Origin of the sequence: Mycobacteroides sp. CBMA 271 (assembly GCF_009729205.1) — a bacterium.
Classification (GTDB): Bacteria; Actinomycetota; Actinomycetes; order Mycobacteriales; family Mycobacteriaceae; genus Mycobacterium.
Window position 1 is genome coordinate 125,055 of record NZ_VTHB01000007.1, and the last position, 25,284, is coordinate 150,338.

The 25,284-nt window shown below is 65.3% G+C and carries 23 protein-coding genes; 9 read left to right on the forward strand and 14 right to left on the reverse strand.

The window, feature by feature from the left end; translation table 11 throughout:
• Positions 1 to 155: 155 nt before the first annotated feature.
• Positions 156 to 1,304 carry a kinase gene (locus FZI91_RS18655; protein ID WP_155940585.1) on the reverse strand — a complete coding sequence of 383 codons (1,149 nt, stop codon included), beginning with the start codon at positions 1,302 to 1,304 and terminating at the stop codon, positions 156 to 158.
• A gap of 139 nt (positions 1,305 to 1,443) precedes the next feature.
• Between FZI91_RS18655 and FZI91_RS18660 the strand changes: the two genes are divergently transcribed.
• The 3 genes from FZI91_RS18660 to FZI91_RS18670 are packed head-to-tail and all read left to right on the forward strand — an operon-like array spanning position 1,444 to position 3,585.
• Positions 1,444 to 2,067, forward strand: coding sequence for a TetR/AcrR family transcriptional regulator (locus tag FZI91_RS18660; RefSeq protein ID WP_155940586.1), 624 nt, complete (start codon positions 1,444 to 1,446; stop codon positions 2,065 to 2,067).
• Positions 2,064 to 3,347, forward strand: a complete 1,284-nt coding sequence (locus FZI91_RS18665; RefSeq protein WP_162526306.1) for a glycosyltransferase — start codon at positions 2,064 to 2,066, stop codon at positions 3,345 to 3,347. Before FZI91_RS18660 ends, FZI91_RS18665 begins: the two co-directional genes overlap by 4 nt.
• Positions 3,337 to 3,585: a F0F1 ATP synthase subunit C gene (locus tag FZI91_RS18670; protein WP_155940587.1), complete on the forward strand. Its 249-nt coding sequence runs from the start codon at positions 3,337 to 3,339 to the stop codon at positions 3,583 to 3,585. The genes FZI91_RS18665 and FZI91_RS18670 overlap by 11 nt, the downstream gene beginning before the upstream one ends.
• Here FZI91_RS18670 and FZI91_RS18675 read toward each other — a convergent pair whose 3' ends face one another.
• The 6 genes from FZI91_RS18675 to FZI91_RS18700 form a co-directional block, all read right to left on the reverse strand.
• Positions 3,586 to 4,614 carry a putative zinc-binding metallopeptidase gene (locus FZI91_RS18675; protein WP_155940588.1) on the reverse strand — a complete coding sequence of 343 codons (1,029 nt, stop codon included), beginning with the start codon at positions 4,612 to 4,614 and terminating at the stop codon, positions 3,586 to 3,588. It abuts the gene before it with no gap.
• A complete protein-coding gene (locus FZI91_RS18680; RefSeq protein WP_162526307.1) occupies positions 4,607 to 5,548 on the reverse strand; it encodes a transglutaminase family protein in 942 nt (313 codons plus the stop codon). The genes FZI91_RS18675 and FZI91_RS18680 overlap by 8 nt, the downstream gene beginning before the upstream one ends.
• Positions 5,515 to 8,127 carry a circularly permuted type 2 ATP-grasp protein gene (locus FZI91_RS18685; protein WP_203448847.1) on the reverse strand — a complete coding sequence of 871 codons (2,613 nt, stop codon included), beginning with the start codon at positions 8,125 to 8,127 and terminating at the stop codon, positions 5,515 to 5,517. The genes FZI91_RS18680 and FZI91_RS18685 overlap by 34 nt, the downstream gene beginning before the upstream one ends.
• Positions 8,128 to 8,206: 79 nt before the next feature.
• Positions 8,207 to 11,548 (reverse strand): DUF2126 domain-containing protein, encoded by a 3,342-nt coding sequence (locus FZI91_RS18690; protein ID WP_155940590.1) that lies wholly within the window; start codon positions 11,546 to 11,548, stop codon positions 8,207 to 8,209.
• Positions 11,549 to 11,622: 74 nt separating this feature from the next.
• Entirely contained in the window at positions 11,623 to 12,069 is a 447-nt protein-coding gene (locus FZI91_RS18695; RefSeq protein ID WP_155940591.1) for a nitroreductase/quinone reductase family protein, read from the reverse strand.
• A 44-nt stretch (positions 12,070 to 12,113) separates the two neighbouring features.
• Positions 12,114 to 12,560 (reverse strand): nitroreductase family deazaflavin-dependent oxidoreductase, encoded by a 447-nt coding sequence (locus tag FZI91_RS18700; RefSeq protein ID WP_162526309.1) that lies wholly within the window; start codon positions 12,558 to 12,560, stop codon positions 12,114 to 12,116.
• Positions 12,561 to 12,569: 9 nt separating this feature from the next.
• On the opposite strand from FZI91_RS18700, the gene FZI91_RS18705 reads away from it, so the two are divergent.
• Genes FZI91_RS18705 through FZI91_RS18715 form a run of 3 tightly spaced genes read left to right on the forward strand, consistent with a single transcriptional unit; the run spans position 12,570 to position 15,042 of the window.
• Complete coding sequence (locus FZI91_RS18705; RefSeq protein WP_309224148.1) at positions 12,570 to 13,640, forward strand: permease; 1,071 nt, start codon at positions 12,570 to 12,572, stop codon at positions 13,638 to 13,640.
• On the forward strand, positions 13,637 to 14,353 hold the full coding sequence (locus FZI91_RS18710) for a TIGR03943 family putative permease subunit (RefSeq protein ID WP_162526311.1): 717 nt from the start codon (positions 13,637 to 13,639) through the stop codon (positions 14,351 to 14,353). The genes FZI91_RS18705 and FZI91_RS18710 overlap by 4 nt, the downstream gene beginning before the upstream one ends.
• A gap of 11 nt (positions 14,354 to 14,364) precedes the next feature.
• On the forward strand, positions 14,365 to 15,042 hold the full coding sequence (locus tag FZI91_RS18715) for a haloacid dehalogenase type II (RefSeq protein ID WP_155940592.1): 678 nt from the start codon (positions 14,365 to 14,367) through the stop codon (positions 15,040 to 15,042).
• 8 nt (positions 15,043 to 15,050) lie between these two features.
• On the opposite strand, the gene FZI91_RS18720 is transcribed toward FZI91_RS18715, so the two are convergent.
• From FZI91_RS18720 to FZI91_RS18730, 3 genes are all read right to left on the reverse strand, one after another.
• Positions 15,051 to 15,959, reverse strand: coding sequence for a DUF389 domain-containing protein (locus tag FZI91_RS18720; RefSeq protein WP_162526312.1), 909 nt, complete (start codon positions 15,957 to 15,959; stop codon positions 15,051 to 15,053).
• Between the two features lie 5 nt (positions 15,960 to 15,964).
• The gene (gene aspS, locus FZI91_RS18725; protein ID WP_162526313.1) at positions 15,965 to 17,758 is read right to left on the reverse strand and encodes an aspartate--tRNA ligase; all 1,794 of its coding nucleotides are present in this window, start codon (positions 17,756 to 17,758) and stop codon (positions 15,965 to 15,967) included.
• 95 nt (positions 17,759 to 17,853) lie between these two features.
• Entirely contained in the window at positions 17,854 to 19,404 is a 1,551-nt protein-coding gene (locus FZI91_RS18730) for a carboxylesterase/lipase family protein (RefSeq protein WP_239001819.1), read from the reverse strand.
• A 111-nt stretch (positions 19,405 to 19,515) separates the two neighbouring features.
• Between FZI91_RS18730 and FZI91_RS18735 the strand changes: the two genes are divergently transcribed.
• A complete protein-coding gene (locus tag FZI91_RS18735) occupies positions 19,516 to 20,400 on the forward strand; it encodes a neutral zinc metallopeptidase (RefSeq protein WP_155940593.1) in 885 nt (294 codons plus the stop codon).
• A gap of 10 nt (positions 20,401 to 20,410) precedes the next feature.
• Here FZI91_RS18735 and FZI91_RS18740 read toward each other — a convergent pair whose 3' ends face one another.
• Complete coding sequence (locus tag FZI91_RS18740; RefSeq protein ID WP_155940594.1) at positions 20,411 to 21,418, reverse strand: Rv2578c family radical SAM protein; 1,008 nt, start codon at positions 21,416 to 21,418, stop codon at positions 20,411 to 20,413.
• An 83-nt stretch (positions 21,419 to 21,501) separates the two neighbouring features.
• Between FZI91_RS18740 and FZI91_RS18745 the strand changes: the two genes are divergently transcribed.
• Positions 21,502 to 21,852 (forward strand): gamma-glutamylcyclotransferase family protein, encoded by a 351-nt coding sequence (locus FZI91_RS18745; RefSeq protein WP_162526314.1) that lies wholly within the window; start codon positions 21,502 to 21,504, stop codon positions 21,850 to 21,852.
• Here the strand turns inward: FZI91_RS18745 and FZI91_RS18750 are convergent, their stop codons facing one another.
• From FZI91_RS18750 to FZI91_RS18760, 3 genes are read right to left on the reverse strand one after another with little or no spacing between them, the layout of a single operon-like run.
• Positions 21,853 to 22,266, reverse strand: a complete 414-nt coding sequence (locus FZI91_RS18750) for a hypothetical protein (RefSeq protein ID WP_162526339.1) — start codon at positions 22,264 to 22,266, stop codon at positions 21,853 to 21,855. It abuts the gene before it with no gap.
• Between the two features lie 5 nt (positions 22,267 to 22,271).
• Positions 22,272 to 23,546: a histidine--tRNA ligase gene (gene hisS / locus FZI91_RS18755; protein ID WP_162526315.1), complete on the reverse strand. Its 1,275-nt coding sequence runs from the start codon at positions 23,544 to 23,546 to the stop codon at positions 22,272 to 22,274.
• A complete protein-coding gene (locus FZI91_RS18760) occupies positions 23,543 to 24,214 on the reverse strand; it encodes an MBL fold metallo-hydrolase (RefSeq protein WP_162526316.1) in 672 nt (223 codons plus the stop codon). The genes hisS and FZI91_RS18760 overlap by 4 nt, the downstream gene beginning before the upstream one ends.
• A gap of 145 nt (positions 24,215 to 24,359) precedes the next feature.
• Between FZI91_RS18760 and FZI91_RS18765 the strand changes: the two genes are divergently transcribed.
• Positions 24,360 to 25,277, forward strand: coding sequence for a peptidylprolyl isomerase (locus FZI91_RS18765; protein ID WP_162526317.1), 918 nt, complete (start codon positions 24,360 to 24,362; stop codon positions 25,275 to 25,277).
• Positions 25,278 to 25,284 lie beyond the last annotated feature (7 nt).

Consider the following 25,284-nt stretch of genomic DNA (forward strand, 5'->3'; position numbering starts at 1 on the left):
CGTGCGCTGATGTGTCAAGTCAGTGGCAGGACCACTCGTGTATGTCAGGTTGAATGACTTACGAATGTGATACTCGACACTTCCGGGCATGTATCACCCATTGCGGTCGGCTGAAAGATACTCGCGCACAGCTTGTTCGAGGACGTGGATCGTCGCTATTCTGCGGCCACAGCTTCGCCGCGCAGCGCCGCGATGACCTCGGCAGCGTGGACCACCACATCTTGGTCTCCGACCCGCTCGGCCGCCGCGCGCAATCCCATCCATCGGCCAAGCAGTGCACCGTGAGTCGGAGCCGGGTTGCCGAAGACCGCGGCGTCGCCATCGAGGTCTACATCGATGGTCAAGTACTCGTGCGTGGCGAGCCACACCCACATCAATCGCGCATCCAGGATGCGGCGCGCCAGCGACTCGTCGTCGGCCAATGCCGGAGCGATCGACACCACGTCGGAGCGCCACGCTTCGGTCATCGCATCGTCGAGCTCTGCGACTGCGTCACGTTCGGCGGCACTCAAGAATTCCGGGTAGACGGTGAGTGCGTGGGCGATATCCAGCACGATGTCCCGGAAGCCACCCCATTCGTAGTCCAGGATTCGGACGCCATGCTCGGTGACGAGGATGTTGTCTGGGGCCACCTCTGAGGGACTGAAGGCCCGAACGCCGCCCTTCCCGAAAAGCTCGGCTGTTTGCTGAATGCGTGAAACCAATGCCTCCGACACGTCCAGCGAGTACTCGGTTCTCAGGATCTGCCGCAACGGAGCGATGGCCTCCGCCCCGCCAAGGCGCTGCTGTGACGAATCCACGTCGGTCTTCTTAACGCCGATGCGCCGCAACAGCGCAGCAAAGTCGACTTCCCTGCCCACCGTGGCAACGTGCATCCGCCCCAGAGCCTGCGCCCACGCCATCAATGCATGATTTGTCGCAGCACGATTGCGCTCGGCGAGCAGTTCGGACATGGTCGGCGCCGAGCCCAGATCAGTGAGCACGATGAGCCGCTCGGCGATGTCATAGGCAACCAGCTCCGGCCCCGGTCGATGCTTGGCCGTCAGGGAGTTTGCGAACTGATACGAGACGACCTCGCGAAGCACCGAGGCATCCGATCCACCCTCGGGGACCTGCTTGATCACCATGGACTTCGGCAACGCGAACGGGTTCTGCACCGCGCGGACCCGGAGCACGATCGCGGGCCCGCTGCCACCGAGATCCTCGGGTTCGGCCAGTGTGACCGTCGCCCCCGCCCGCCTGGTGAGCAACTCTTCTGCCGTGGCCATGACCTGCGCGACCGGATCTGCCAATAGTGTCGTCATTACCGTCTCACCCTACCCCGTCTTTCTAAGACTGTGGGGCGGCCCACACCCATTGCGGCATTCGCATCTCCGTATTTGCCAGGCGCCTACCAACCCGACCACCCTTGCACATCCTGACCGATCGGTCTAATTTAAGATCATGCGGTCTGAAGAGGCGTTGACCTTTACCGAACGTGCTCGCAGAGCACAGATAGTGGCCGGCGCCATCGAGGTGTTGTCCGCGGAGGGCTATCCGCAGACTTCCCTGGCCAAGATCGCCGAACACGTGGGGATCGCCAAGAGTGCGGTCTTGTATCACTTCACCTCGAAAACGGACGTCATCGAATCCGTGATGATCGAGGTCTTCACTCGGGCCGCGACGGTGATCGTTCCCGCGGTGCGTGCAGAATCCACCGCGACCGGACGCCTCACCGCCTACATCAGGTCCAACATCGAGTTCGTCCTGCGCAACCGGGTAGCGGCGATAGCCATGCTGGAGATCATCACCGGGTACCGCAGTCGGGACGGACTGCGTTTCGACCAGGCCGCCGCCGGTACGTCGCCGCCCGCCGAATTCGCCGCCATGGACCCCGAGGCGATCTTCACCGACGGCATCGCACGCGGCGAATTCCGTCCAGTCTCCGCACCGTTCATGAAAAACGCATTGCGGGCCGCACTCGACGGCGCCGTGTGGGAGCTCGGGCGCGACCCCGCGTACGACGCGACCGGGTACGGAGAACAGCTAGTCGACGTCTTCACCAGAGCCGTCGGAGATGCACCGTGACCACCATCGTGATCGCCGCATACGGAACTCGTGGAGACGTAGCACCCCTCACTGGTCTGGGAATTCGCCTGCGCGATAGCCTCTCCGCCCGCGTGGTCATCGCCGCACAACATCCGTATGCACGGTTGGTCCAGGCTTCCGGGCTCGAATTCCGAGTGCTGCCCGGCGATACTCAGACGGCAACACGCGCATCAGAACACGGGCAGGCGTTGGTGGACGGCGCGCGACTACGACCCTCACGCCCTGCTCTCGACGAGATGCGCGCGGGGCTCGCCGGAGTAGGTGAGGCCATGGCCGACACCGCACGTGATGCGGATGTTCTGCTCGCCGAGGGTCCGGTCGGCACCCTGCTGGGGTATCACGTGGCCGAGGCACTCGGCATACCCAGCGCCGGGCTGTCGCTGCAACCCGCTTGTCCTACTGCCGATTTTGCTCCGCCTCCACTCACTACCCGCTCCTTTGGCGGGCGCGGCAACCGGATGGTGTGGCGGGTGGCTGAATCCGCGGAACGGATCTACACCCCCCTGATCGACGATCTCCGCCACCACCTTGGGCTGGCCCGCTCATCGCGGGGCAGCTATCACGCGGCCCGCGCGCGGCACTGGCCCATCGTGCACGGCTACAGTCACCACCTCGTCGAACGCCCACGAGATTGGCGATCGCACTGGCACCTCGCCGGCTACTGGTGGCCCCACCACGACGAAACCTGGCTACCATCACAAGAATTGACTGAATTCATCGATAGTGGGCCGGCTCCCGTCTTCGTTGGTTTCGGCAGCACCGCCACCGCGAAGGGGCCCGAGTTGTCGGAGACTCTCGCCACCGCTATAGGACATGCCGGCGTGCGGGCCGTGGTACAGCGCGGGTGGGCCGGGCTTTCGTGCGACGATAACGATGTCCTCACCGTCGACGACGTTCCGCATTCGTGGCTTTTTCCGAGGATGGCCGCCGTAGTTCATCACTGCGGAGCGGGAACAACTGCCGCTGCACTGCGAGCGGGCGTCCCCTCAATTCCGGTGCCGGGCATCATGGACCAACCCTTCTGGGCCGATCGTCTGTCTCGGCTCGGTGCTGCCTGCACGCCGCTGCCCCGTACCACCTTGCGGGCCGACGAGCTCTCGGCAGCCATCACAGCGGTGATCACCGAGAGTCGGTACCGACAAGAAGCCCAACGTCTTTCACGTCTCGTTTGCGATGAGGACGGTGCCGGGGCGGCGGTGGACATCATCGCCTCACTGCTGGACGCAACGACGACGAAAGGTGCACATCATGGCCACTGAACTCCTCATGGGCAACGCACTGCTGGCCGGCGCGATCACCCTCGCGGGCGGCGCCATTGGCGCGGGCATCGGCGACGGGATGGCCGGAGCACAGCTGATTGCCGGGGTGGCCCGTCAACCGGAATCGCAGAACCGTTTGTTCGCACCGTTTTTCATGACCGTCAGCCTGGTGGAGGCGACCTACTTCATCAATATCGCGTTCATGGCGCTGTTCGTGTTCGCCACACCCGGCGGGTGATTAGCCCTCGGATGACTCCCCGGTGCTCATGACGATCTCGTGGATCAGGCGCATCTTTTCCAGCACCGGACCGGGCAGCACAAACGGATACAGATCGTCACGCCCCATGGCGCGATTGACCATATTGAGCGACCAGGCCAGCGGCAGCCACATCTCGATGATGGTGTCGAATCCACTCGGGCCCACCACCCTGCGATCGAAGGTACCCCCGGCAGGCGCCAGCGCGAATGATGCAGCGGTGTCCAGGGTGTCGCGGATGTGCAGGTAGTGCGCAAAGGTCTCCGCCCAGTCCTCTGCCGGGTGCATGCTCGCATAGGAGGAAACGAAGTTCGCCTCCCATCCCTCCGGCGCCCCCTGCTGGTAGTGACGATCAAGCGCGCCTTGGTAGTCCGCATCGGGATCGCCAAACAGTGTGCGGAATCTGGCGGCGTAGTCCGCGGACGTTTCGACGAGCCGGTAGTAGAAGTAGTGCCCGATCTCGTGACGGAAATGTCCGAGCAGGGTGCGATACGGCTCGTCCATCGCGATCCGAAGCTGCTCGCGGTGCACGTCATCGCCTTCGGCGAGATCCAGTGTGATTACTCCGTTGTGATGCCCGGTGACCACCTGCTGCTGTTGGCTGGATAGCAGGTCAAAGGCCAGCCCGAATTCGGGGTCCACATCGCGTCCGTCGACGGGCAGCCGCAGCTCGGCGAGTTCGGCAACGAGGCGGCGTTTCGCCTTCTCCGCGTCGGCGAATGCCGGCAAGGCCGCAGTATCGGAATCGCTGGGCCGGGTGCGCGTCAACGCGCATGAGGCACACACCGTGTTGGTACCAGCTCCGCTAACCAGCCAATTGCATTCGGCCACATGTAGGTTCGCGCACAGCCGATGGTTGTCCGAATCTACGAATCCGGGCCCATCGTCGTCGGCAATGACCAGCAGCGCCATCTGCGCCAAGGAGAATCCGACATGGCTGCTGCAGGACAGACACACCGAATTCTCAAATGCCAGGTGCTGGCCGCACTGCGGGCAGGTGAAGTCACGCATCGACGGGCACCGCCGGGGATTCCTCACAAGGTGCGACGTCCACCGACACCTCGATGGTGCTGCTATCTGAATCGGTGTAGATGATGCCGCGCAGGGGTGGCACGTCGGCATAGTCGCGCCCCCACGCGACGGTGACATACCGCTCGTCGATGACGGTGTTGTTGGTCGGGTCGAAGGCCACCCAACCATCCGGCGGCACCCACACCGCGGCCCAGGCGTGGGTGGCATCGGAGCCGACGAGTCGGGGCTGACCTGGCGGCGGATTCGTTGCGAGATAACCGGATACGTAACGAGCCGCCAGTCCCTGGGTGCGCAGTGCGGTGGCGGCGATGCGGGCAAAGTCCTGACAGACGCCCTCCCCCGCAGCCAGGACCTCACTGACCTTGGTGGAAATGGTGGTCGATCCAGACCGGTACTCGAAATCTCGGTATATCCGGCCCATCAAGTCGACAACGGCCTCCCCGAGCGGACGTCCTGCAGTGAAACTCACTGCCGCATAAGTGGATACCTCGGCAGTGATCTCGGGCGGCACCAGATCCAGGACGAACTCCGTCGCGAGTGCACTGGCACCGGACGATTCCAGGTGTGCGGGGCGGGCCAGTTCCCAGGCCCTTTCCCAACCCGCGCCCGGCGGCGCCGGGATACCGACGTCGACGACCGAGTGGGCCGTGACGCTCAACTCGCGGTGTGGCGCCGTGACGTGGAAGTACGAGCTCAAGTTCCCGTAAAGGTCTCTGCCGGTGGAGCTGTCGGAGGGTTCCGGGTCCACGATCAGATCGTGCGATTCGCAATGCTGCCAATCAGTGTCGCGTGGCGTGAGGTAGCCGCGCCCGTAGGAGCTGGTGACGTCATCGGAGTATCGATAGTGGGTGCGGTGCGTCACCCGGTACCGGATCGCGGTCACGGGAGCCTCCGACGGGTATCGGGACCCCACAACGGCTGCATGCCGGTCGGCATGGACAGGTGAGTCGCCGTGATCACGGCGGACAACTCGCGTAGCGCCTGATGAACGTTGTCGAGCGTTTCCGAGAGAGTCTCGCGCTGTCCGTCTGCGCCAGCGGTGTCCAGATCCGCCGGATCAAGGCGCCGCAGCTGTGTTACCAAATCTTCGACCAGCCGCTCGGGACGAGAGGTTCCCGACGCGCTGGGCAACGATTTCAGATCGTTTCGTAGCGACTCAACTTGGTACAGCAGCGATCTGGGGTTATCCGCATCGAAAAGCAGGAGATCGGCGACGGCCTCCAGGCTGATCTTTCCTCGAGTGCGGCGTCGGTACATCACCGATGACTCACACGCAACGAGCGTGGATTCGATGACCGACTGCTCCGCGGCACGGCCGCGAACCGTCGTCAGGGTGGACCGCAGGAGTGCGGTCAGACCAAGGCCGCGCTCGATGCGCTTGCCGATGTCCATCATCGTCCAACCGATATCGTGCACCGTCGACTCCGCGGCCAGCCCTGCCAGCGCGAGAAGCCCTGCCAGCACCTGGGTTTGAGTCGCCGCGAGCACGGTGTCATCGACACGGGTCGGACCGCCACCGGATCGGGCGTACTCGTCGTATTCGGCTGCAGCCGTGGCGATGGCCCTATCCATGCCACCGAGCACCATCCAGGTGTCGTTGGACATCTGGTCGCGGACCGCGCGAGCTGACAGACCAAGCCGCTCCACCGACTGTGCCAGCGAGCCGGCCCGTTCCTTATCGACCGTCATCGACCACAGCTGGGTGCTCAACTCATCGTTTCCGGTGTCGGTGCCGGTGATATCGCCCAGCGCCGTCAGCAGCACCGGAACGCATTCACTGGCCTCCATGAATTGCCGATACCGGTACTCGTGGAAGCGCTCCCTCGTGACAGCCAGCAGCCGTACCAGGTTCTCGGCGCGCTCTCCGTACCGCCCCAGCCAGAACAAATCGGACAGCACGCGCGGTGAGCTCACCGCATCAGACCCGGCCAACCGTCCCGCAGGCAGATCCACCGGCGCGACGGTCAACACCCGCTCGGTCTGATCACGATCCGGCTGCTGAACCCAAATATCTTTGGCAGCAAAGCTGTTGAGTGTCGACCCGGTGTATCCGGAGGCCGCGACGTAGCCGAGCCCGCCAATCATAGGCGCGTACCCGCCCCGCTGTGCGACCGTGAACAGACGCATACCGACCGGCGCTGCGGTGAGCGCGCCGGGCCTCAGATAGGTGGGCGCCACCGACAACTCGGGAAGTTCCTGACCGATCCACCGCCAGGGGGCGGTCTCGATGCGGGCCCGCAGCGTCTCCAAGGTCTGCGCGGACTGCATGGGGCCGGTGTAAACCTCGTCCCCCACGGTGGATTTGACGAGGAGCGAGCCCAGATTCGCAAGGAGATGGGAGCGCTCCGCGTCGATGCCGCCCCACCAGGTGTGGCCGGCAGACAAACCGAGCGGCTCATCGAGCAGTCGCTGCGACAGGCCCGGCAGGAAACGGGCGAGTCCGGGATTTTCCAGGACTCCGCTGCCCAATGAGTTGACGACAGTCACCGCGCCGCGCCGGAGCACCTCGACCAGGCCGACCACCCCCAACCGCGAATCGGCCCGCAAGTCCAGTGGATCGGAGTAGTCGGCGTCGACGCGACGCAGCACCACGTCCACCCGGCGCAGGGTGCCCAGCGATCGCATCCACAGCTTGCCGTCGCGCACCACCAAATCGGCGGACTCCACCAGCGGGAAACCCAGCACCGATGCGAGGTATGCCTGGTCGAAGGACGTCTCCGAATGGATGCCGGGGCTGAGCACCACCACCACCGGGTCCTCGACCGACTCGGGAGCGACATCGATGAGCGCCAATCGCAGCGTCTGCGCGAAGGGAGACGTCGGCCTCGGTGCGACCTTTTCGTACAAATCAGGAGCCGCGTGCGCGACCACCCGTCGATCCGCGATCGCGTACCCCGACCCGGACGGTGCCTGGGTCCAGTCGGCGTTCACGCGGAAGCCGCCCGTGGCGGAGCGACTGACATCGCACCCGAGCAGAAAGAGCTGATGCCGCCCGGGCAGAGCGATGCCATGGGCTGCGCGCACGTATCCGGGATGCGCGAAGAACAGTTCGGGTGGCAGCGCGCCGGAACTGATCAATTCCTGCGGGCCATACAGATCGCTGAGGATGGCGTCCAACAGGGTGGCCCGCTGAGTGAGGCCAACCTCCAAGACGTTCCAGTCCGCCGCATCGAGCAGCAGCGGCAACCCATCCAGCCGCCACGGCACGGGATGCGCGGGGGCTGGGTCTCCGTCGGACACCGATTGAGACCCCGAGCCGCGTCCCGGGTCCATGTAGGTGATGCCGTCGGTGTCGACGAGCGTGCGTACCCGGTCCAGCAGACGGTTCAGTCCGGAGCGGCCACGCTGGGCGATGCCCTCGGCCAGATCGGCCCACGCAGGACGGACGGTGCCGTCTGGCGCCAGGAACTCGTCGTAATCCGCGTGACTGCCGCGCCGTCCTACCTCAAACAATGATCCCTGAGCTCGAGCGCTGCGGTACTGCGATACCAACGGGTCGAGATCCGGGCCGACGGGAGCCCCAGGAGCAGGTGCTGCCACCGGCTGTACCTTCCTTCCCGTTTCTACTGTTCTACCTGCGCCCCACGGTTCTCGCGCGGCGCAGATCAAGGATGCCGGGCGACACGGCGTCGGTGGACATGCGGGCTTGCTTCTCGCGCAAGTCTGACAAATCGACGCGCCCGGTGGTAAATCCGGTGGCATCAAAACGCCGACCGCGCCGTGATTCGGCCGCCACCGCGTTGACGGGTGGGTCCTCATAGGCCAGGCCGCCGGGGTGCGATACGTGGTAGGTGCAGCCGCCGCGGGATAGCGCATTGGCGGTGTCAATGAGCTCGAAACGCAGCGGATCGTCGACGGTGATGCTCGGGTGCAGGGCACTGGGTGGTTGCCACGCCCGGTATCGCACACCGGCCACCTGTACGTCCGGGTTGGCCGTCGAGAGCAGCGGGATGGGTTCGCCGTTACAGGTGACGACGTACCGAGAGCGGTCGGCACCGATTACCCGCACCTGCACGCGTTCGATGGAGGAATCCACGTAGCGTGCGGTGCCTCCGGTGCCGCTCTCCTCCCCCAGCACTCGCCACGGTTCGATGGCGCCGCGCAACTCGATCTCGATGCCGTCGAACACGGCGGTGCCGATTCTGGGGAACCGGAATTCTGTGAACGGATCCAGCCAGCTGGTTTCGAAGGCGATTCCGTGCGCGCGCAGATCGGCGGCGACCTGGGAAATGTCATGAATAACGAAGTGCGGCAATAGGTAACGGCCATGCAGATTGGCACCGTGCCGGATCAGCGGCGCACGCAACGGCTGTTCCCAGAAGCGCGCCACCAACGCGCGCACCAGCAGTGACTGCACCATCGCCATCTGGTGGTGTGGGGGCATCTCGAACCCGCGCAGCTCCAGCAGCCCGAGACGACCGCGTGCGCTGTCGGGGCTGTAGAGCTTGTCGATACAGAATTCGGCGCGATGCGTGTTTCCGGTGATGTCGGTGAGAAGGTGCCGCAGCGCCCGATCCGTGACCCACGGAGCGACGCTCGCGGAGCCACCATCATCGAGCGGGGCTTCCTCGGCGGCCGTTAACCGTTCGATCTCGGCGAAGGCAATCTCCAACTCGTACAACGCTTCTTCGCGCCCTTCGTCGACCCGAGGCGCCTGCGAGGTGGTGCCGACGAACCTGCCGGAGAACAAGTACGACAACGCTGGATGATGCTGCCAATACGTCAGCAGCGACACAAGCAGATCGGGCCGACGCAGCAGCGGCGATGCCGCTGGGGTTCGACCTCCGAGCGTGATGTGGTTGCCGCCGCCGGTGCCGGTGTGAGTGCCGTCGAAGTCGAATGATTCGGTGGTTAGCCGCGCCTTGCGCGCCTCGTCGTAGAGCACCTGCAGTTGGCGGGACTGCTCGGCAAAGCTGCCCGTGGGCGCCACGTTGACCTCGATGACACCCGGATCGGGGGTGACACTCATGACTTCCAGTCGCGGATCCGGCGGCGGCCCATATCCTTCAATCACCAGGGGGCAGGTGATCGCCGCCTCGATACGCCCGATCAGATCGACGAAGTCGTCGAGCCTCTCCAGGGGCGGCAGGAACAGATACAGGAGCCCGTCGCGAATTTCCGCGACCAGCGCCGTGGTGGGCACCCCCTCCGCCGACACGACGACCGCGGACGCCTCGGAGCGTGCTGCGTCGAATTCTGCTGCGGCGCTGATCGGATCCGACTCGGGAGGGTGCGGCGCCGGCTGCCAGGAGATCGCGTTCAGCGGGAGTCGCAGGCCCGCCGGGGAGTCCCCTTGGGTCAACGCGATTCGGCCGCGGCGCAGCCTCCAGTCAGCGCTTTCCCAGCCGCGGTCGTCCTCACCCCGATGCAGGGGCAGCACGTGGGCGGTCGGTCGGTCGACCGCCTCGTCCAGGCGGTTCATCAGGTCCGACCGCCACGCCACCGAATCCTCTTGTGGCGAGGGGTCATCGGCCTCGGCCACTGGATCACCCGCGGGACGCCGGACCGACGCCGCGAGCCGGCTCAGCGGATCCTCGTACGCTGCGCGCACTTGGCTATCGGGCAGCCCGAGATCGCGCGCGAGGGCGAGCAGCAGTGCGCGATCGGCGCCCTCTGGGGCGGACCTCGGGGGGTCGCCGGACCACGGGTCGGCGAGCAGATCCGGATCCGACCACAACGGCTGGCCGTCGCGGCGCCAGTACAGGCCGATCTGCCACCGCGGCAAGGGTTCCCCGGGATACCACTTGCCCTGGCTGCGCTGCACCAAACCCGAAGGTGCCCAAGCCGCTTTCAAGCGTGCGGTGAGCTCGCTGGCACGTTCACGCTTCTGCCTGCCATCGGCCGCAATCGTCCATTCCTCGGATACCTGGTCGTCGATCGACACGAATGTCGGCTCACCACCGACGGTGAGGCCCACTCCGGCGGCATCGAGCCGCGTGTCGACCTGTGCGCCCAATGCGGTGATGGCTTCCCACGCCGTCGCCGTGTACGGCAACGTGACTCGAGGATCCTCGTGGACGCGGGTGACGGTGTTGGAGAAGTCGAGGGTGGACTCGCACATGTCTGTGGCGCCGGAGATGGCCGCCGATGTCGCCGGATGCGGAGTCGCCGAGAGTGGAATATGCCCCTCGCCCGCCAGCAGCCCTGAGGTGGGGTCCAGGCCCACCCATCCGGCTCCGGGAACATAGACCTCCGCCCAGGCGTGCAGATCGGTGAAGTCGGCGACCGGTCCTGAGGGGCCGTCGATCGCGGCGATATCCGAGGTCAACTGCACCAAATATCCGGAGACGAAGCGCGCCGCAAGCCCCTTCTGCCGCAGGATGGATACCAGCAGCCAGGCCGTGTCGCGGCAGGAACCGATACCCAGCGCCAGCGTGGTGTCCGGGCGCTGCACGCCGGGCTCCATCCGCACCGCGTAGCCAACGTCCGAGCACAGCGCCTGGTTGAGGGTAACCAGGTAGTCGATGATGCGCGTCGCGGGAGCCATGGTGAAATTGGCGACCCATGCCCGCACGAGTTCACCGGGGCCCGAACCGGGTTCGGTGTCGTCCACCGGTTTGAGGTAGGGCTCCAGGTCGGCGGCCAGCGCGGGTGGATAGGCGAATCCGACGTGTTCGGCCCACTCCTCGATGAAGAAGTCGAACGGGTTGACGGATTTCAGGTCGGCGATGAGGCCCACGGTGATGGACAGCCGCCGTGTCCTGTTCGGAAACACCACGCGGGCAAGGAAGTTGCCGAAGGCATCCTGCTGCCAGTTGATGAAATGGTCCTCGGGGGTGATCCGCAGCGAGTATGCCTCGACGGGCGTGCGTGTATGCGGGGCCGGGCGCAACCTGATCTCGTGCGGGTGCACTTGCACGAGTCGGTCGAATGTGTAGCTGGTTCGGTGTTCCAGCGCCACCTTGATGCCCATCGGCTGATCCCACCACAACCTGGCGTTACCCGCAGGGCCTGCGCCGAACGCCGCCGCGGTCCCGGCTGATGCCGTTATCGGCGACGCAGTTCAAAGATCGGGATAACCCGGTCGATCTTCCCTTGATACTCACCGAAAATCGGCGCGATCTTCACAATCTCGGTGTACGCACGCTCGCGTTCCGGTCCGTCCAACTCGACGGCATCGACGTCGTACGTCTCGGCGCCGACCTCCACCTGCGCCAGCGGCGTGGTCCGCAAATTGTGCACCCAGCCCGGATCCTTCGGCGAACCCCGGAACGATCCGATGATGAGGATCTTCCCGTCGACGGTCAGATATACCAGCGGACTCATCCTGCGCACACCGGTCTTGGCGCCCGTCGTTGTCAGCAGGAGTAGATCGCCGTACCCGAAGGATTCCACCCTGCCGCTGTTCGCACGAAACTCCTGAGCGACGTGGTCGTTATAGGCGAGCACAGTCGCCCTATCGGGTATCCAGTGCGGATCGGCTTCGTCGGTCATGACATCAGGGTGCCACTCTCGACAGCGGGCGCAGGTGCTTTCGGCTAGCGGCGGCGCAACTCGAAGATCGGGATCGCCCGGTCGGTCTTCTCCTGATACTCGGCGAAGACGGCGACGCGTTCGACCACCTCTGGATACAGCGCATCGCGTTCCGTGCGCGAAAGCTCATGGGCATCGACGTCGTATCCGTCGGTTCCGATGGCGATATGCGCATGTGGATTCGCACGCAGGTTGTGCACCCACGCGGGATCCTTCTCGGCGCCGCCGAACGAGCCGACGATGTAGATCTTTCCGTCGATATCGAAGTAGGCCAGCGGATTCAGCCGCTGCTGTCCGCTCTTGGCCCCGGTGTTGGTCAGCAGCAGGATCGGGACGCCGGCGAACTGTCCGCCGACCTCACCGCCGTTCGCATGGAACTCCTGGGTGATCCCGTCGTTGAATTCGTTGATTACCGCGGTGGGCATTTGGTTGAAGGGGGTGTCATCGGTCACCTCACCAGAGTGCCACCGTCGCGCCGCGTTCTCAGGTTGTGCTGCCAGGATGACGGGGTGACGACGGATGAGCCGCTTGCGCGAAGACCAGCAGCGGTATCCGCCTCTCGGGAACGACGTTGGTTCGGCTCGACCGAGATTCTGGTGGTGGCACTCATCGCGATGGCCCTGGCCGCGAGCTGGTTACGCGGCGTCGTCGATGACAACGAAAAGCTGGCGACGGCCGGCACCGTGTTCTGTGGGGTGTTCGTTCAGGCCGTCCCGTTCCTTGCGCTCGGCGTGATCGTGAGTGGGCTCGTCGCCACGTTCGTGACTCCGGAACGGCTGGCCCGGTGGCTGCCGAACCGGCCCGCCGCGGCAGTGGCGGTGGCGGGTGTGAGCGGAGCGGCGCTGCCCGGCTGCGAATGCGGGTCGGTGCCAGTGGCGCGCCGACTGTACGGACCGGGTTCCGTCGGGGCTGCCGCACTCACCTTCATGCTGTCGGCACCCGCGATCAACCCGGTGGTGCTGGTCGCCACGGCCGTCGCGTTCCCCGGACAACCGAAGATGGTGCTGGCGCGTGCGGTGGCCTCCCTGCTCACCGCCATGGTGATGGGGATGGCGTGGTCGCGGTGGGGCCGCGACAGCTGGGTCACCCGTAAGCTGCCCGCCGCGCACACCCAATCCTCTTCGCGCTGGACAACATTCAGTGAAGCGGCACGGCACGACTTCCTGCAGGCGGCCTCCTACCTGGCGATCGGTGCGGTGGCCGCGGCAGCCCTGCATGTGCTGGTGCCGACCTGGGTATTTGAGCATCTCGCGGGGAATCTGGTGGTCGGCGTGGTCACCATGGCACTGCTGGCAGTCGTGCTGGCGTTGTGTTCGGAAGCCGATGCGTTTGTCGCTGCCAGCATCACGATGATGCCGCTGATTCCGAGGCTGGTGTTCCTGGTGGTGGGACCGGCGGTCGACGTAAAGCTCATCGCCATGCAGTCGGGCATGTTCGGGCGGGCATTCGCCGCCCGGTTTGCGCCGCTGACCTTCGTGGTGGCCACGGTCGTCGCCACCGGTGTCGGGCTGGCAGTGCTGGGGACATCGTGAGGCGCGACACCGAAAACACGCTGCTGATCCTGTTGGGGGTCAGTGTGGCCATGATTGCGGTGACCGGAACGTTCACCCGCTACGTCAAACCCGGACTGCTGCCTTGGCTGGCCGTATCGGCGGTCGTCCTCGTCGGGCTGGGGTTGGCCGCCATCGTCCGTGATGTGCGCCGCGGCCACACCGATCATGACCATGAAGGCCACCACGATCACACCCATAAGCACGGTGCCACCTGGTTTTTGGTGTTACCGATAATCCTGCTGATCTTCATCGTGCCTCCGGCACTCAGCCCGCGCTCCATCGCGGCGGCCAATGTCGCCGCATCCGCCAACACACCGCGACGGGCCTTTCCCCCGTTGCCCCCCGGAGAGGCGCCCGCGGTGCCGCTGCCGGAAGTGTTGATGCGCATCGCCGCAGGATCCTCCGACACACTGGCCGGACGCACGATCACCGTCACCGGGTTCACGCTGAAGGAGGGTGAGCGCACCGACCTGGCTAAGATCGTCATCGTCTGTTGCGCGGCGGACGCGCAGCTGGCGCGGCTGCATATGACGGGGCCCGCGGCGGCCTCGGCCTCGGCGCTTCCAGAGAACACCTGGGTATCGGTGACCGGAACCGTGCCGGGCGGGCAGAGCTATCGTGGCCCGTCGTCGATTCCCGTCATCGAGGTCACCGGCCTCACCCGCACCGACCCGCCCAAGAGCACCTACTGAACGGAAACACGTTGCGGTACAAGGCATACCTATTCGACGTACAGGGCACCCTTCTCGACTTCTTCGAACCCGTGTCACGCGCCGTTGCCCACCATGTTCCCGACGCCCCGGCCGCCGCCTTCACCCGGGCCTGGCGCGCAGACTATTTCGACCGCGTCGCGAATCTGGCGCAGTCCGCCGATCGCTGGACTCCGGTGCAAGATCTGTATGCGGACGGCTTCGCCGACGTCTGCGAGTCGTTCGGACTGGCTCGACCGGATGCGGCGACAGCCGCAGCCGCCGCATGCAGCTGGCGGCACCTCGTTCCGTGGCCCGACGTGCCCGCCGGTCTCGCAGCGCTACGTTCGCAGGCTGTCATCGCGACGCTGTCCAACACCGATATGTCCACCATGGTGCAGCTCTTCAAACGCCTGGGCATCCCCTGGGATGCGGTCCTGACCGCGGAGGTGTTCGGGTGCTTCAAGCCCGACCCGACGGTGTACCGGCGCGCACTGCGCTACCTCGGTGTGGAGCCCAGCGAGGCTGCCATGGTGGCCGCTCATCCCTATGACCTACGCGCCGCGCGGGAGATTGGCATGAGCACGGTATTCGTCTCGCGGCCATACGAGTACGGCGACCCCACGCTGGCGCATGCCGACACGGACGAAGAGTTTGGTCAGCGGGTCACCGGTATCGGCGAGATTCTTTAAGCGAGGAACTAGCGCAGACCTCGGGGCCGCACCAACAGCACCAACACCCCGGCCAGCACGATGCCGAACAGGTTGACCGCCAACTGCAGCGCGGACAACCCGGCGATTTCCCATTCCCCCACCGTCGCGGCCACCACGGCGAACCCGGCCGCTGGGACCGTGGTGACGGAGATGAAAACACCCACCAGTGCAGCCGATTTGGCAGACATCAGCGAGAGCATCCCGGCAGCACCGGCCAGCAGCGCGACAACCAGCGAGAACGGCCCCACCTGGAACACGAAGTCGACCTGCTGCAGTTCCCGGATGCTCTTCAACGTCACCCACCCGACCGCTTCGGCGGCCAGCGCTCCAACCGCCGTCACCGCCATCGCCACCGGAAAGCCCACGACTAACGCAAGCAGCGAGCGGCGGGCCAGTGACCAGTTGCGCCGCACAATCGAAACCGCCAGCGCGGCAAGCGGACCGAATTCGGGGCCGACCACCATGGCGCCCACGATGGTGACCGGCGAATCGGTAACCACGCCCACCGCGGCGATCAGCAAGGCCAGGCACAGGAATGCCAAGAACGTCAGGTTGAGGGTGGACTCTTCCCGGGTCCGGCCGATCAGCTCGTCCCAGATGACGGCATCGGCCGGGTCGCCCGCGGCATCGTCCTCTGCCTCGTAAGCGGTCTGCGAGATCACCGTGTCGAGCACCTCCGCGGTGATCGATCCACGCTTGTCGATATCGATCGCCTTGAGCCCGTCGAGCACATCGTTGGCGGTCTCGCGGGCCACGTCGGCCGTGATCACATCGCCCACCGGACTGATCGCCACCTCGGGTACGCGCACGATATGCGTCACACCCGTTGTGGTGGAAAGAAACTCCACCACATGATCGGACAGGTCGGCGGGCGCGATGACCCGGACGTGGAGCACGCGCGTTACGCGTCCGCCAGCTTGGCTGGTTTCTCGGCCTTCTCGGGCTTGGCGTCGATCCCGGACTCCTTGCGCTGCGCCACAGTGATCGGCGCCGGAGCATCAGTCAGCGGATCGACGCCGCCGCCTGACTTCGGGAAGGCGATGACCTCGCGAATCGACGACACGCCCGCCAGCAGGGCCGTCGTCCGGTCCCATCCGAGGGCGATACCACCGTGCGGAGGAGCACCGAAGGCGAAGGCATCCAACAGGAATCCGAACTTCTCCTGCGCCTCCTCCAGACTGATGCCCATCACCTGGAACACTCGCTCCTGGATGTCGCGGCGGTGGATACGAACCGATCCGCCGCCGATCTCGTGCCCATTGCAGACGATGTCGTAGGCGTAGGCAAGTGCCGATCCCGGATCGGTGTCGAAGGTGTTCTCCGACTCCGGCTTCGGCGAGGTGAAGGCGTGGTGCACCGCGGTCCACACACCCGAGCCGACCGCCACATCGCCGGAAGCGGTGGCGTCATCGGCCGGCTCGAACAACGGTGCGTCCACCACCCAGGTGAAGGCCCAGGCGTCGGGGTCAATCAGGCCGAGGCGCTGCGCGACCTCGCCGCGTACCGAGCCAAGCAACGCGCGGCACGACTTGACCGGACCGGCGGAGAAGAAGATGCAGTCACCCGGGTTGGCGCCGACATGAGCTGCCAGCCCGTCCCGTTCGGCATCGGTCAGATTCTTGGCGACGGGGCCGCCGAGGGTGCCGTCCTCGGCGACCAGCACATAGGCCAGGCCCTTGTGGCCGCGCTGCTTGGCGAATTCCTGCCAGCCGTCCAGCGTGCGGCGCGGCTGATCGGCGCCCCCGGGCATCACCACGGCGCCCACATACGGCGCCTGGAACACCCGGAAGCTGGTGTCGGAGAAGTACTCCGTGCACTCCACCAGTTCAAGACCGAACCGCAGGTCGGGCTTGTCGCTGCCGTAGCGGCGCATCGCCTCGGCGTAGGTGATGCGGGCGATGGGCGTGGGCACGTGATAGCCGATCAGGTCCCACAACGCGACGAGGATCTCCTCGGCGAGTGCGATGACGTCGTCCTGATCCACGAAGCTCATCTCGATATCGAGCTGGGTGAACTCGGGCTGGCGGTCTGCCCGGAAATCCTCGTCCCGGTAGCAGCGCGCGATCTGGTAGTAGCGCTCCATGCCCGCGACCATGAGGAGCTGCTTGAACAGCTGCGGGCTCTGCGGCAACGCGTAGAAGCTACCCGGCTGCAGACGGGCGGGAACCAGGAAGTCGCGCGCGCCCTCCGGTGTCGAACGGGTCAGCGTCGGCGTCTCCACCTCGACGAAATCATGGCGAGCCAGCACACTGCGTGCGGCAGCACTTACCTTGGACCGCAATCTGATTGCGTTACCCGGCCCCTCGCGACGCAGATCCAGGTATCGGTACTTCAGACGCGCTTCCTCGCCCGCGGTCTCGTCCAGCTGGAACGGCAGCGGCGCACTCTCGTTGAGCACGGTCAGCTCGACGGCGTTGACCTCGATCTGGCCGGTGGGGATGTCGGCGTTGGCGTTGCCCTCCGGGCGGACCTCCACCACACCGGTGACCGCGACACAGAACTCGGCGCGCAGCCGGTGCGCCTGCTCAAGCACCGCGGCGTCGCGGAAGACCACCTGGGACACGCCCGATGCGTCGCGCAGGTCGATGAAGATGACGCCGCCGTGGTCGCGCCGGCGAGCCACCCAACCGGCAAGCGTTACCCGCTGCCCGGCGTCGGACTCCCGCAACGAACCGGCGTCATGTGTGCGCAGCACGAAACATCCCCTTTTCGGGACTAGTGGTCCTGCCCTGATGGCTGGTCCATACGGCTACCGAGCCTAGCGGCCCGCGTTTACCGGCCTCGACGCACTCAGTGCACCTGGGCCCAGGCGATCCTGCGCGCGGAGTCCGGATCCTCCATGGTGACATCGGACCGGGACCGGATGATTCGGGTGCGACGCCCGTCGGCGCCGTAGGTCGGCCAGTCCTCGGGCCCCGTGCCAGCGGCAAAGTCCAGCCAGGCGCGCTGCATGCGGCGTCCGACCGAGGGCATCATCCGCGCCCCCAGTGGGCTCAGCAGCATCCCGACAAATGACCCATAACTGTGCTGGACATGCACGATCTCACTGCCATGGGTGGCGCCCAGACCGAGGAGCTTGAGCCCCCATGCGGTGTGATCGAAGCGGTACATGTAGGTATCTGCGAAGGCGCTGTAGGCATCGGCGAAAGCCCACATGGGCGCCACGAACATGGCGTCCGAGCCCAGCGCGACGAGTGCCGAACGGTTCGGGTAGCCCGGATACGCGGCGATGATCGCGTCCAGGTACTCCGGGCCGATCCGGTTGAAGTAACCGTTCACCGTCGACTCCGTGGTGGGCAGCATCGGCGGTTTCACGCGCGCGAACATTGATGCCTCGTGGCTGTTCGAACCGATGATGAGCGGCACCTGGTGCACCTCACCACGACGCGCCGCCTCGATGGGGTGGTGCGGCAGCAGGTCCGTGCCGTGCGTGAGCCCATATCCCAGGGTCGGCGTCTCGACCGCGCTCTCGATCTGGAGCTTGGCTGCGCCGCGGCGCAGCTCCCGCTGCGGCAGCACCTTGAGCCGACTGGGATCGGTGACGTCGAGCAGCTCCAGGTAACGGTGCGCGCGCTGGTCACGCAAGGCCTTGTCGGCAATGAGCGGCAACGCCGGGCTCTGGGCGATCGCGCGCCCGAATAGCCCTCCTGCTGCCGGGCTGGCCAGCAACGCCAGCACCGACGTCGCCCCCGCCGATTCACCGAAAATCGTGACGTGGTCGGGGTCGCCGCCGAAGGCCGCGATGTTGTCGCGCACCCAGGTCAGCGCCGCGATCTGATCACGTAGCGCCAGGTTGTCGTCGAAACCGTCTCCGAATGCGCTGAGCTCAAGCCCGCCCAACGCGCCGATCCGATAGGTGACGTTGACGACCACGACATTGCCGTTGGCAGCGAGCCGCGCACCGCTGTACAACTCCAACTGCCCCGCACCGAAAACAAAGGCCCCGCCGGGGATCCACACCATGACAGGCAGGCTGGCGTGGATGCCCGGCGACCACACCGTGACGGTCAGACAGTCTTCACCGCGAATCTTCGGGTCATCTCGCCCAGCGCCGACGAATGTTTTCCCTTGTGGCGGCAGCGGCGCGTGGTCAATAGCGTCGCGCACACCGTCCCACGGCTCCAGCGGCACGGGCGCCAGGAAACGGAGCTGCTCAACGGGCTGCTGCGCGTAGGGCACACCGCGCCAGACGGAAACGCCGCCTTCGGTGCTTCCCCGTAGTTCACCCAATGGCGTGCGGACCATGGTCGGCAAGGCGACGTCAACCACCACGTATCGCATCGTAATGCGGGCGGGCGCTACAGAGGCTGTGGCGCCGCCGGAAAGTCCTGCAGAGGACATGAACTCTTCGCCGTGTAGCGATACGTGAGCCTGTGGAGTATGCAAAGGTATCGGCAGCCGGCGGCAGCCGATAGCGCAGCGCCAGAGACACGATATGGGAGTGGCAGACCAATGACCTTCAACGAAGGCATGCAGATCGACACCAGCACCACCTCCGGCGGAGGCATGGGCCGCGGGCCCAAAATGGCCATCGGCGGTGGCGTCGGCGGGTTGCTGATCGCGGTGGTCGTGATGCTGCTCGGCGGCGACCCCAGCCAGCTCCTGCAACAACAGGGCCAACAGCAAGGGCCCGCCCAGGAGCAGACACAGGATCTCAGCCACTGCAAGACCGGCGCCGACGCGAACAAGTCGCTGGACTGCCGGATCATCGCCACCGGCAACTCGGTCGACGCCGTCTGGAAGCAGATTCTCGGGCCGAAGTACCCGCGGCCGCACGTCAAACTGTTCAGCGGTCAGGTGAACACCGGATGCGGCGCGGCCACCACCGAGGTGGGCCCGTTCTACTGCCCTGCCGACCAGACCGCTTACTTCGACACCAGCTTCTTCCAGGTGCTGGTGGACCAGTTCGGATCGAGCGGCGGTCCGCTGGCGCAGGAGTATGTGGTGGCCCACGAGTTCGGCCACCACGTGCAGAACCTGCTCGGAGTACTGGGCAAGAACCACCGCTGCGCCGAAGGCCAGGAGGGTGGCGGCGTTTGCACCGAGCTGCAGGCCGACTGCTACGCCGGCGTCTGGGCTCAGCACGCGTCGACCACCAAGCAGGAGGGCACCGGCGTGCCGTTCCTGAAGCCGCTGTCGGACAAGGATATTCAGGACGCACTGTCGGCCGCATCCTCGGTCGGCGACGACAGAATCCAGAAGCGCGCCACCGGACGTGTCAACCCAGAGTCGTGGTCGCACGGCTCATCCGAACAGCGCCAGCGCTGGTTCACCGAGGGCTACCGCAGTGGCGACTACCGCGTCTGCGACACCTTCAATGCGGCGAACCTGAACTAACTTCAGCGAGTCAGAACAAGGTCAACTCTGGACTGCGCGCCATTCTTGTTGGTCTCGTTGGGCTTTCCTCGCGATGCGATGTCAGCCCATATTTAGCGACCAGCGGCGCCACCCGCTCCCGTAACCACGACCGGTACTCGGCCGGAACATAGGCCCCCTTCCGGTACAGCTCCCGGTAACGGCCGACGAGCTCAGGGTGCGATTGGGATATCCACGACATGAACCAGCCGCGCGTCGTGCCGCGTAGGTGCAACGGGAAAACCATGACGCTCCCCGCACCCGCATCCGCGATCCGGCCCAGCAGGTCATCAAGGTGCTCAAGCGAATCGGTCAGGAACGGCAGCACGGGCGCCACCATCACATGCGGATCAAAGCCGGCATCGCGTGCCGCAGTGATCAGCGATAGCCGGGCCTGCGGCGAGGGCACCCCCGATTCAACCCCGTCGTGCAGCACCTCATCCCCAATGGCCAATGAGATACCCAGGCTCACTGAAACCTGCTGGGCCGCCTCGGCGAGCAAGGGCAGATCCCTGCGCAGCAGGGTGCCCTTGGTGAGGATGGACATCGGCGTACCTGACTCTGCCAGCGCCGCAATGACTCCCGGCATCAACTGATAGCGCCCCTCCGCGCGTTGATACGGATCGGTATTGGTACCAAGCGCCACCGCCTCACGAGTCCACGATCTGCGACTCAGCTCTTTCCGCAGTACCGGAACCAGATTGGTCTTCACCACGATCTGGTTGTCGAAATCAGCGCCGCTGTCGAAATCCAGGTACTCATGCGTCGGGCGCGCAAAGCAATAACGGCAAGCGTGCGAGCACCCTCGAAATGCGTTGATAGTAAATCTAAATGGCAACATCGATAGGGCCGGAACCTTGTTCAGCGCCGACTTGCACAGCACCTCATGGAAGGTGATGCCGTCGAACTCGGGAGTGCGCACGCTGCGCACCAGGCCGATACGCTCCAATCCCGGAAGCGCACCATCATCGGCGTCCAGCGCCTGACCGTCCCACCGCATGACCCTATGCGAACATATGTTCGATACCATGTCAAGGCTCCGCACGGCGTGCGTCCCGGACGGCAGACTGATTGACTTACGGCGTGACGGAATCCGCGACAGAGCTTCTGTTTTCCTATGGCACCCTGCAACAGCCCGAAGTACAGCGCACCACCTTCGGACAGGAACTCGACGGGCACACCGATGCCATCGTGGGATTCGACCTGGATTACGTCACCATCACCGATCCGCATGTCATCGAGACCAGCGGCAGCGACCGGCATCCCATTCTGCGTGCATCATCGGACCCCGCCACGGAGGTGGCCGGAACGGTCTTTTCCATCACGCCCGCACAGCTCGCCGCCGCCGACGAGTACGAAGTAGCTGACTACCAACGCATTTCGGTGCCGCTGCGCTCTGGCGCTAGTGCGTGGGTATACGTTTGGGCCGGTTGATTACCACTGGCGCAGCGCGCAGGTGACGGCGGTCTCGCCGTCGGACTGGGTGGCCAGGACGCCATCCACGTAAATCTCACAATGGAACACGGGCGCGCCGGTAACGGCCTTGGCAGCCGCGCTGGCGCTGACATACGCCCACTGGGTCGGATCGTTCAGCGTGGTCTCGACAACGAACGGGGCGTCGGGCGCAATACGGGTCGAGTTACGCACCAGGTACTTGGCGGCATCCGAGTCGTACGCGGCCTTGCTCGCGGGCTCGGTCTGCAGCACCGTCGTCTGCGACAGGAAGTCACGGTCGCCACTGATCACGTACTTCACCTGGTGTGGAGCCGCCTGCGCCACTGGCGCGAATGCGGACATCACCGCCGCTGCACTCGCCGCGGTCAGAAGGGCACCCGTGATACGTCGCATACGTGTCATATCCGCGATGCTAGCCGCGCCGTTACTTCGCCGACAATCGAATCGATCGGCACCGGCTGCTGAACACCGTCTGCCAGTGTCTTGAGCTCGATATTTCCTTCGCCGATTTCCCGCTCGCCGGCGACCAGTGCGATCGATGCCCCGGAACGGTCCGCCCCGCGCATCGCCCCCTTGAGTCCACGATCGCCATAAGCAATATCGGTGCGGATTCCGGCGTTGCGCAGCTGCGCGGCCACCGACACGAGCACCGATTTTGCCTCCTGGCCGAGGGGCACACAGAACACCTCGCAGCGCCCGCTGTCCCCCACCGTGACGCCCTCGGCCTGCAGAGCAAGCAGAGTTCTGTCCACGCCGAGCCCAAACCCGATACCCGACAACGACTGTCCACCCAGTTGTGCCATGAGCCCGTCGTAACGACCACCGCCGCCGATCCCCGATTGCGCGCCGAGGCCGTCATGCACGAACTCGAAGGTGGTCTTGGTGTAGTAGTCCAAACCGCGCACCAGCCGCGGATTCACCACGTACTGCACGCCCAACGCGTCCAGATGGGTGAGAACCTCGTCGAAATGTGCTTTGGACTCCTGCGACAGATGATCGAGCATCAGCGGGGCATCGGCGGTCATCTCGCGCACCTCGGGCCGCTTATCGTCGAGCACCCGAATGGGGTTGATACGGGCCCGTTCCCGCGTCGCCTCGTCCAGATCCAAGCCGAAGAGGAATTCCTGCAACAACTCTCGGTACTGCGGGCGGCACGTGGCATCGCCCAGCGAGCTGAGCTCCAGGCGGAATCCGGTCAATCCCAAGGAGCGGTACCCGGCATCGGCGATCGCGATTACCTCGGCATCCAGGGCCGGATCGTCGACACCGATGGCTTCCACGCCCACCTGCTGCAACTGGCGGTAACGGCCGGCCTGCGGACGCTCGTACCGGAAAAACGGTCCCGCATAACGCAGTTTCATGGGCAGCTGGCCGCGGTCCAAGCCATGCTCGATGACCGCTCGCATCACCGAGGCGGTGCCCTCCGGGCGTAGCGTCACCGACCGATCGCCGCGGTCGGCAAAGGTGTACATCTCCTTGCTGACGACGTCGGTGGACTCCCCTACGCCACGCGCGAACAGCCCGGTGTCCTCGAACACCGGCAGCTCGATGTAGCCGTACCCCGCCAGCCGGGCGTGCTCCAGCAGCCCGTCACGCACCGCCAAGAACTGGGCCGAGTCCGGCGGCACATAATCCGGAATGCCCTTGGGGGCACTAAACGTCTTCTCGCTCACTGAATTCCCTCGAGGAACGGGTTGGCACGGCGCTCATCGCCGATGGTCGTGGCATTGCCATGCCCCGGCAGCACGACGGTGAAATCGTCTCTGGTGAGCAGCTTGGCCGCAATGGAATTAAGCAGCTGCTCGTGGTTTCCGCCGGGCAGGTCGGAGCGCCCGATCGACATCTGGAAGAGGGTGTCACCACTGAACACGACGTCCGCAGGACCGTTGTCGCTGTCTACCTCGATGCCGAACACCACCGAACCACGCGTATGGCCGGGGGCGTGATCGACGGTGAACGTGATCTCCGCGAGCTCCAGCTTGTCGCCATCGCCGATCTCGACGAGCTCCTTGGGCTCGGTGAATTCCATGCCCTGGATGAACTGGCCCAGGCCCGGGCCGATCCCCGCCAGCGGGTCCGCAAGCATCGCGCGATCATCGGGATGGATGTACACCGGGATGCCGTACTCGTCGGCGATCGGCTGCGCCGTCCAGGTGTGATCTAGGTGCCCGTGGGTGAGCAGCACCGCCTCCGGGGTCAAATCGCGTTCGGCGAGGATCTCCTTGATACCGGGTATGGCGTCCTGGCCGGGGTCGATGATGACGGCGGGGCCGCCTTCGCCTTGCGCCACGATGTAGCAGTTCGTGGCGAACATGCCCGCTGGAAATCCGGTGATCAGCACCCGATCAGCTTAGGGGGCTGCGATGAGCCGCTTGCGCGAAGAGCATATTGAGGGCGTCTGCACCTTCTCTCAGGTGTGGCTGGCACACTCTCTGACGACTTGATTCTTCGACGATTCGTCAAAGGAAGCCTAGGAGGACAACCCGGTGCCGACCAACGAGCAGCGACGTCAGACGGCCAAGCGCAAGCTGGAGCGACAACTGGAGAACCGCGCCGAGCGCGCCCGTAAGCAGCGGATCTGGGCCATCAGCGGCGTCGCGATCGTCGCCGTCGTGGTAGCGGTGGCCATCACCGCCTGGCTGGCCATCTCCAAGAGTGCCAAGTCCGATTCGACGCAGGACACCGCGTCGAGCAGCACCCCGGTCTCCACGGTCGATGCGCCACCCACGTCCTCGTTGCCTGACGAGCCGCCCGTGACCGGGAACGCCCTGCCTAAGTTCGTGGCTCCCGCCGACCTGGGTGCCAACTGCCAGTACCGGCCCGCGAAGGCGCCCGCCAAGACGATCGAGAAGCAGCTGCCGCGCTCCGGGAAGGTGCCCACCGATCCCGCGACGCTCACCGCCAGCGTCAAGACCAGCCAGGGCAACATCGGCTTGGTCCTGGACAACGCGAAGGCGCCGTGCACGGTGAACAGCTTCGCCAGCCTGGCGCAGGGCGGGTACTTCGACAACACCGTGTGCCACCGGATCACGACCGGCGGCCTGTCGGTGCTGCAGTGCGGGGATCCGACGGCCACCGGTTCGGGCGGACCGGGATACGAGTTCGACAACGAATACCCGACCACCCAGTACAAGGCGGGCGATCCGGCGGCTCAGCAAGCCGTCGTCTATCCCGCCGGCACGCTGGCCATGGCGAATGCCGGGCCGGGCACCAATGGCAGCCAGTTCTTCATGGTCTACAAGGATTCGAAACTGCCGCCGCAGTACACGGTCTTCGGCACGATCGACAAGACCGGAATGGACACCCTGGCCAAGATCGCCAAGAACGGCATCAAGCCAGGGCGTAGCGCCGGGGACGGCGAGCCCGCCCAAGAGGTCAAGATCATCGACCTGCAGCTCGACTGATCGATCC

Excerpts from the sequence above, each read along its gene's own strand:
- FZI91_RS18655 (WP_155940585.1), bottom strand. The coding sequence starts at position 1,304 with ATGACGACACTATTGGCAGATCCGGTCGCGCAGGTCATGGCCACGGCA.
- FZI91_RS18660 (WP_155940586.1), top strand. The coding sequence starts at position 1,444 with ATGCGGTCTGAAGAGGCGTTGACCTTTACCGAACGTGCTCGCAGAGCA.
- FZI91_RS18670 (WP_155940587.1), top strand. The coding sequence starts at position 3,337 with ATGGCCACTGAACTCCTCATGGGCAACGCACTGCTGGCCGGCGCGATC.
- FZI91_RS18675 (WP_155940588.1), bottom strand. The coding sequence starts at position 4,614 with ATGCGTGACTTCACCTGCCCGCAGTGCGGCCAGCACCTGGCATTTGAG.
- FZI91_RS18690 (WP_155940590.1), bottom strand. The coding sequence starts at position 11,548 with ATGGGCATCAAGGTGGCGCTGGAACACCGAACCAGCTACACATTCGAC.
- FZI91_RS18695 (WP_155940591.1), bottom strand. The coding sequence starts at position 12,069 with ATGACCGACGAAGCCGATCCGCACTGGATACCCGATAGGGCGACTGTG.
- FZI91_RS18730 (WP_239001819.1), bottom strand. The coding sequence starts at position 19,404 with ATGTCCTCTGCAGGACTTTCCGGCGGCGCCACAGCCTCTGTAGCGCCC.
- FZI91_RS18735 (WP_155940593.1), top strand. The coding sequence starts at position 19,516 with ATGACCTTCAACGAAGGCATGCAGATCGACACCAGCACCACCTCCGGC.
- FZI91_RS18740 (WP_155940594.1), bottom strand. The coding sequence starts at position 21,418 with ATGCGGTGGGACGGTCAGGCGCTGGACGCCGATGATGGTGCGCTTCCG.
- FZI91_RS18750 (WP_162526339.1), bottom strand. The coding sequence starts at position 22,266 with ATGCGACGTATCACGGGTGCCCTTCTGACCGCGGCGAGTGCAGCGGCG.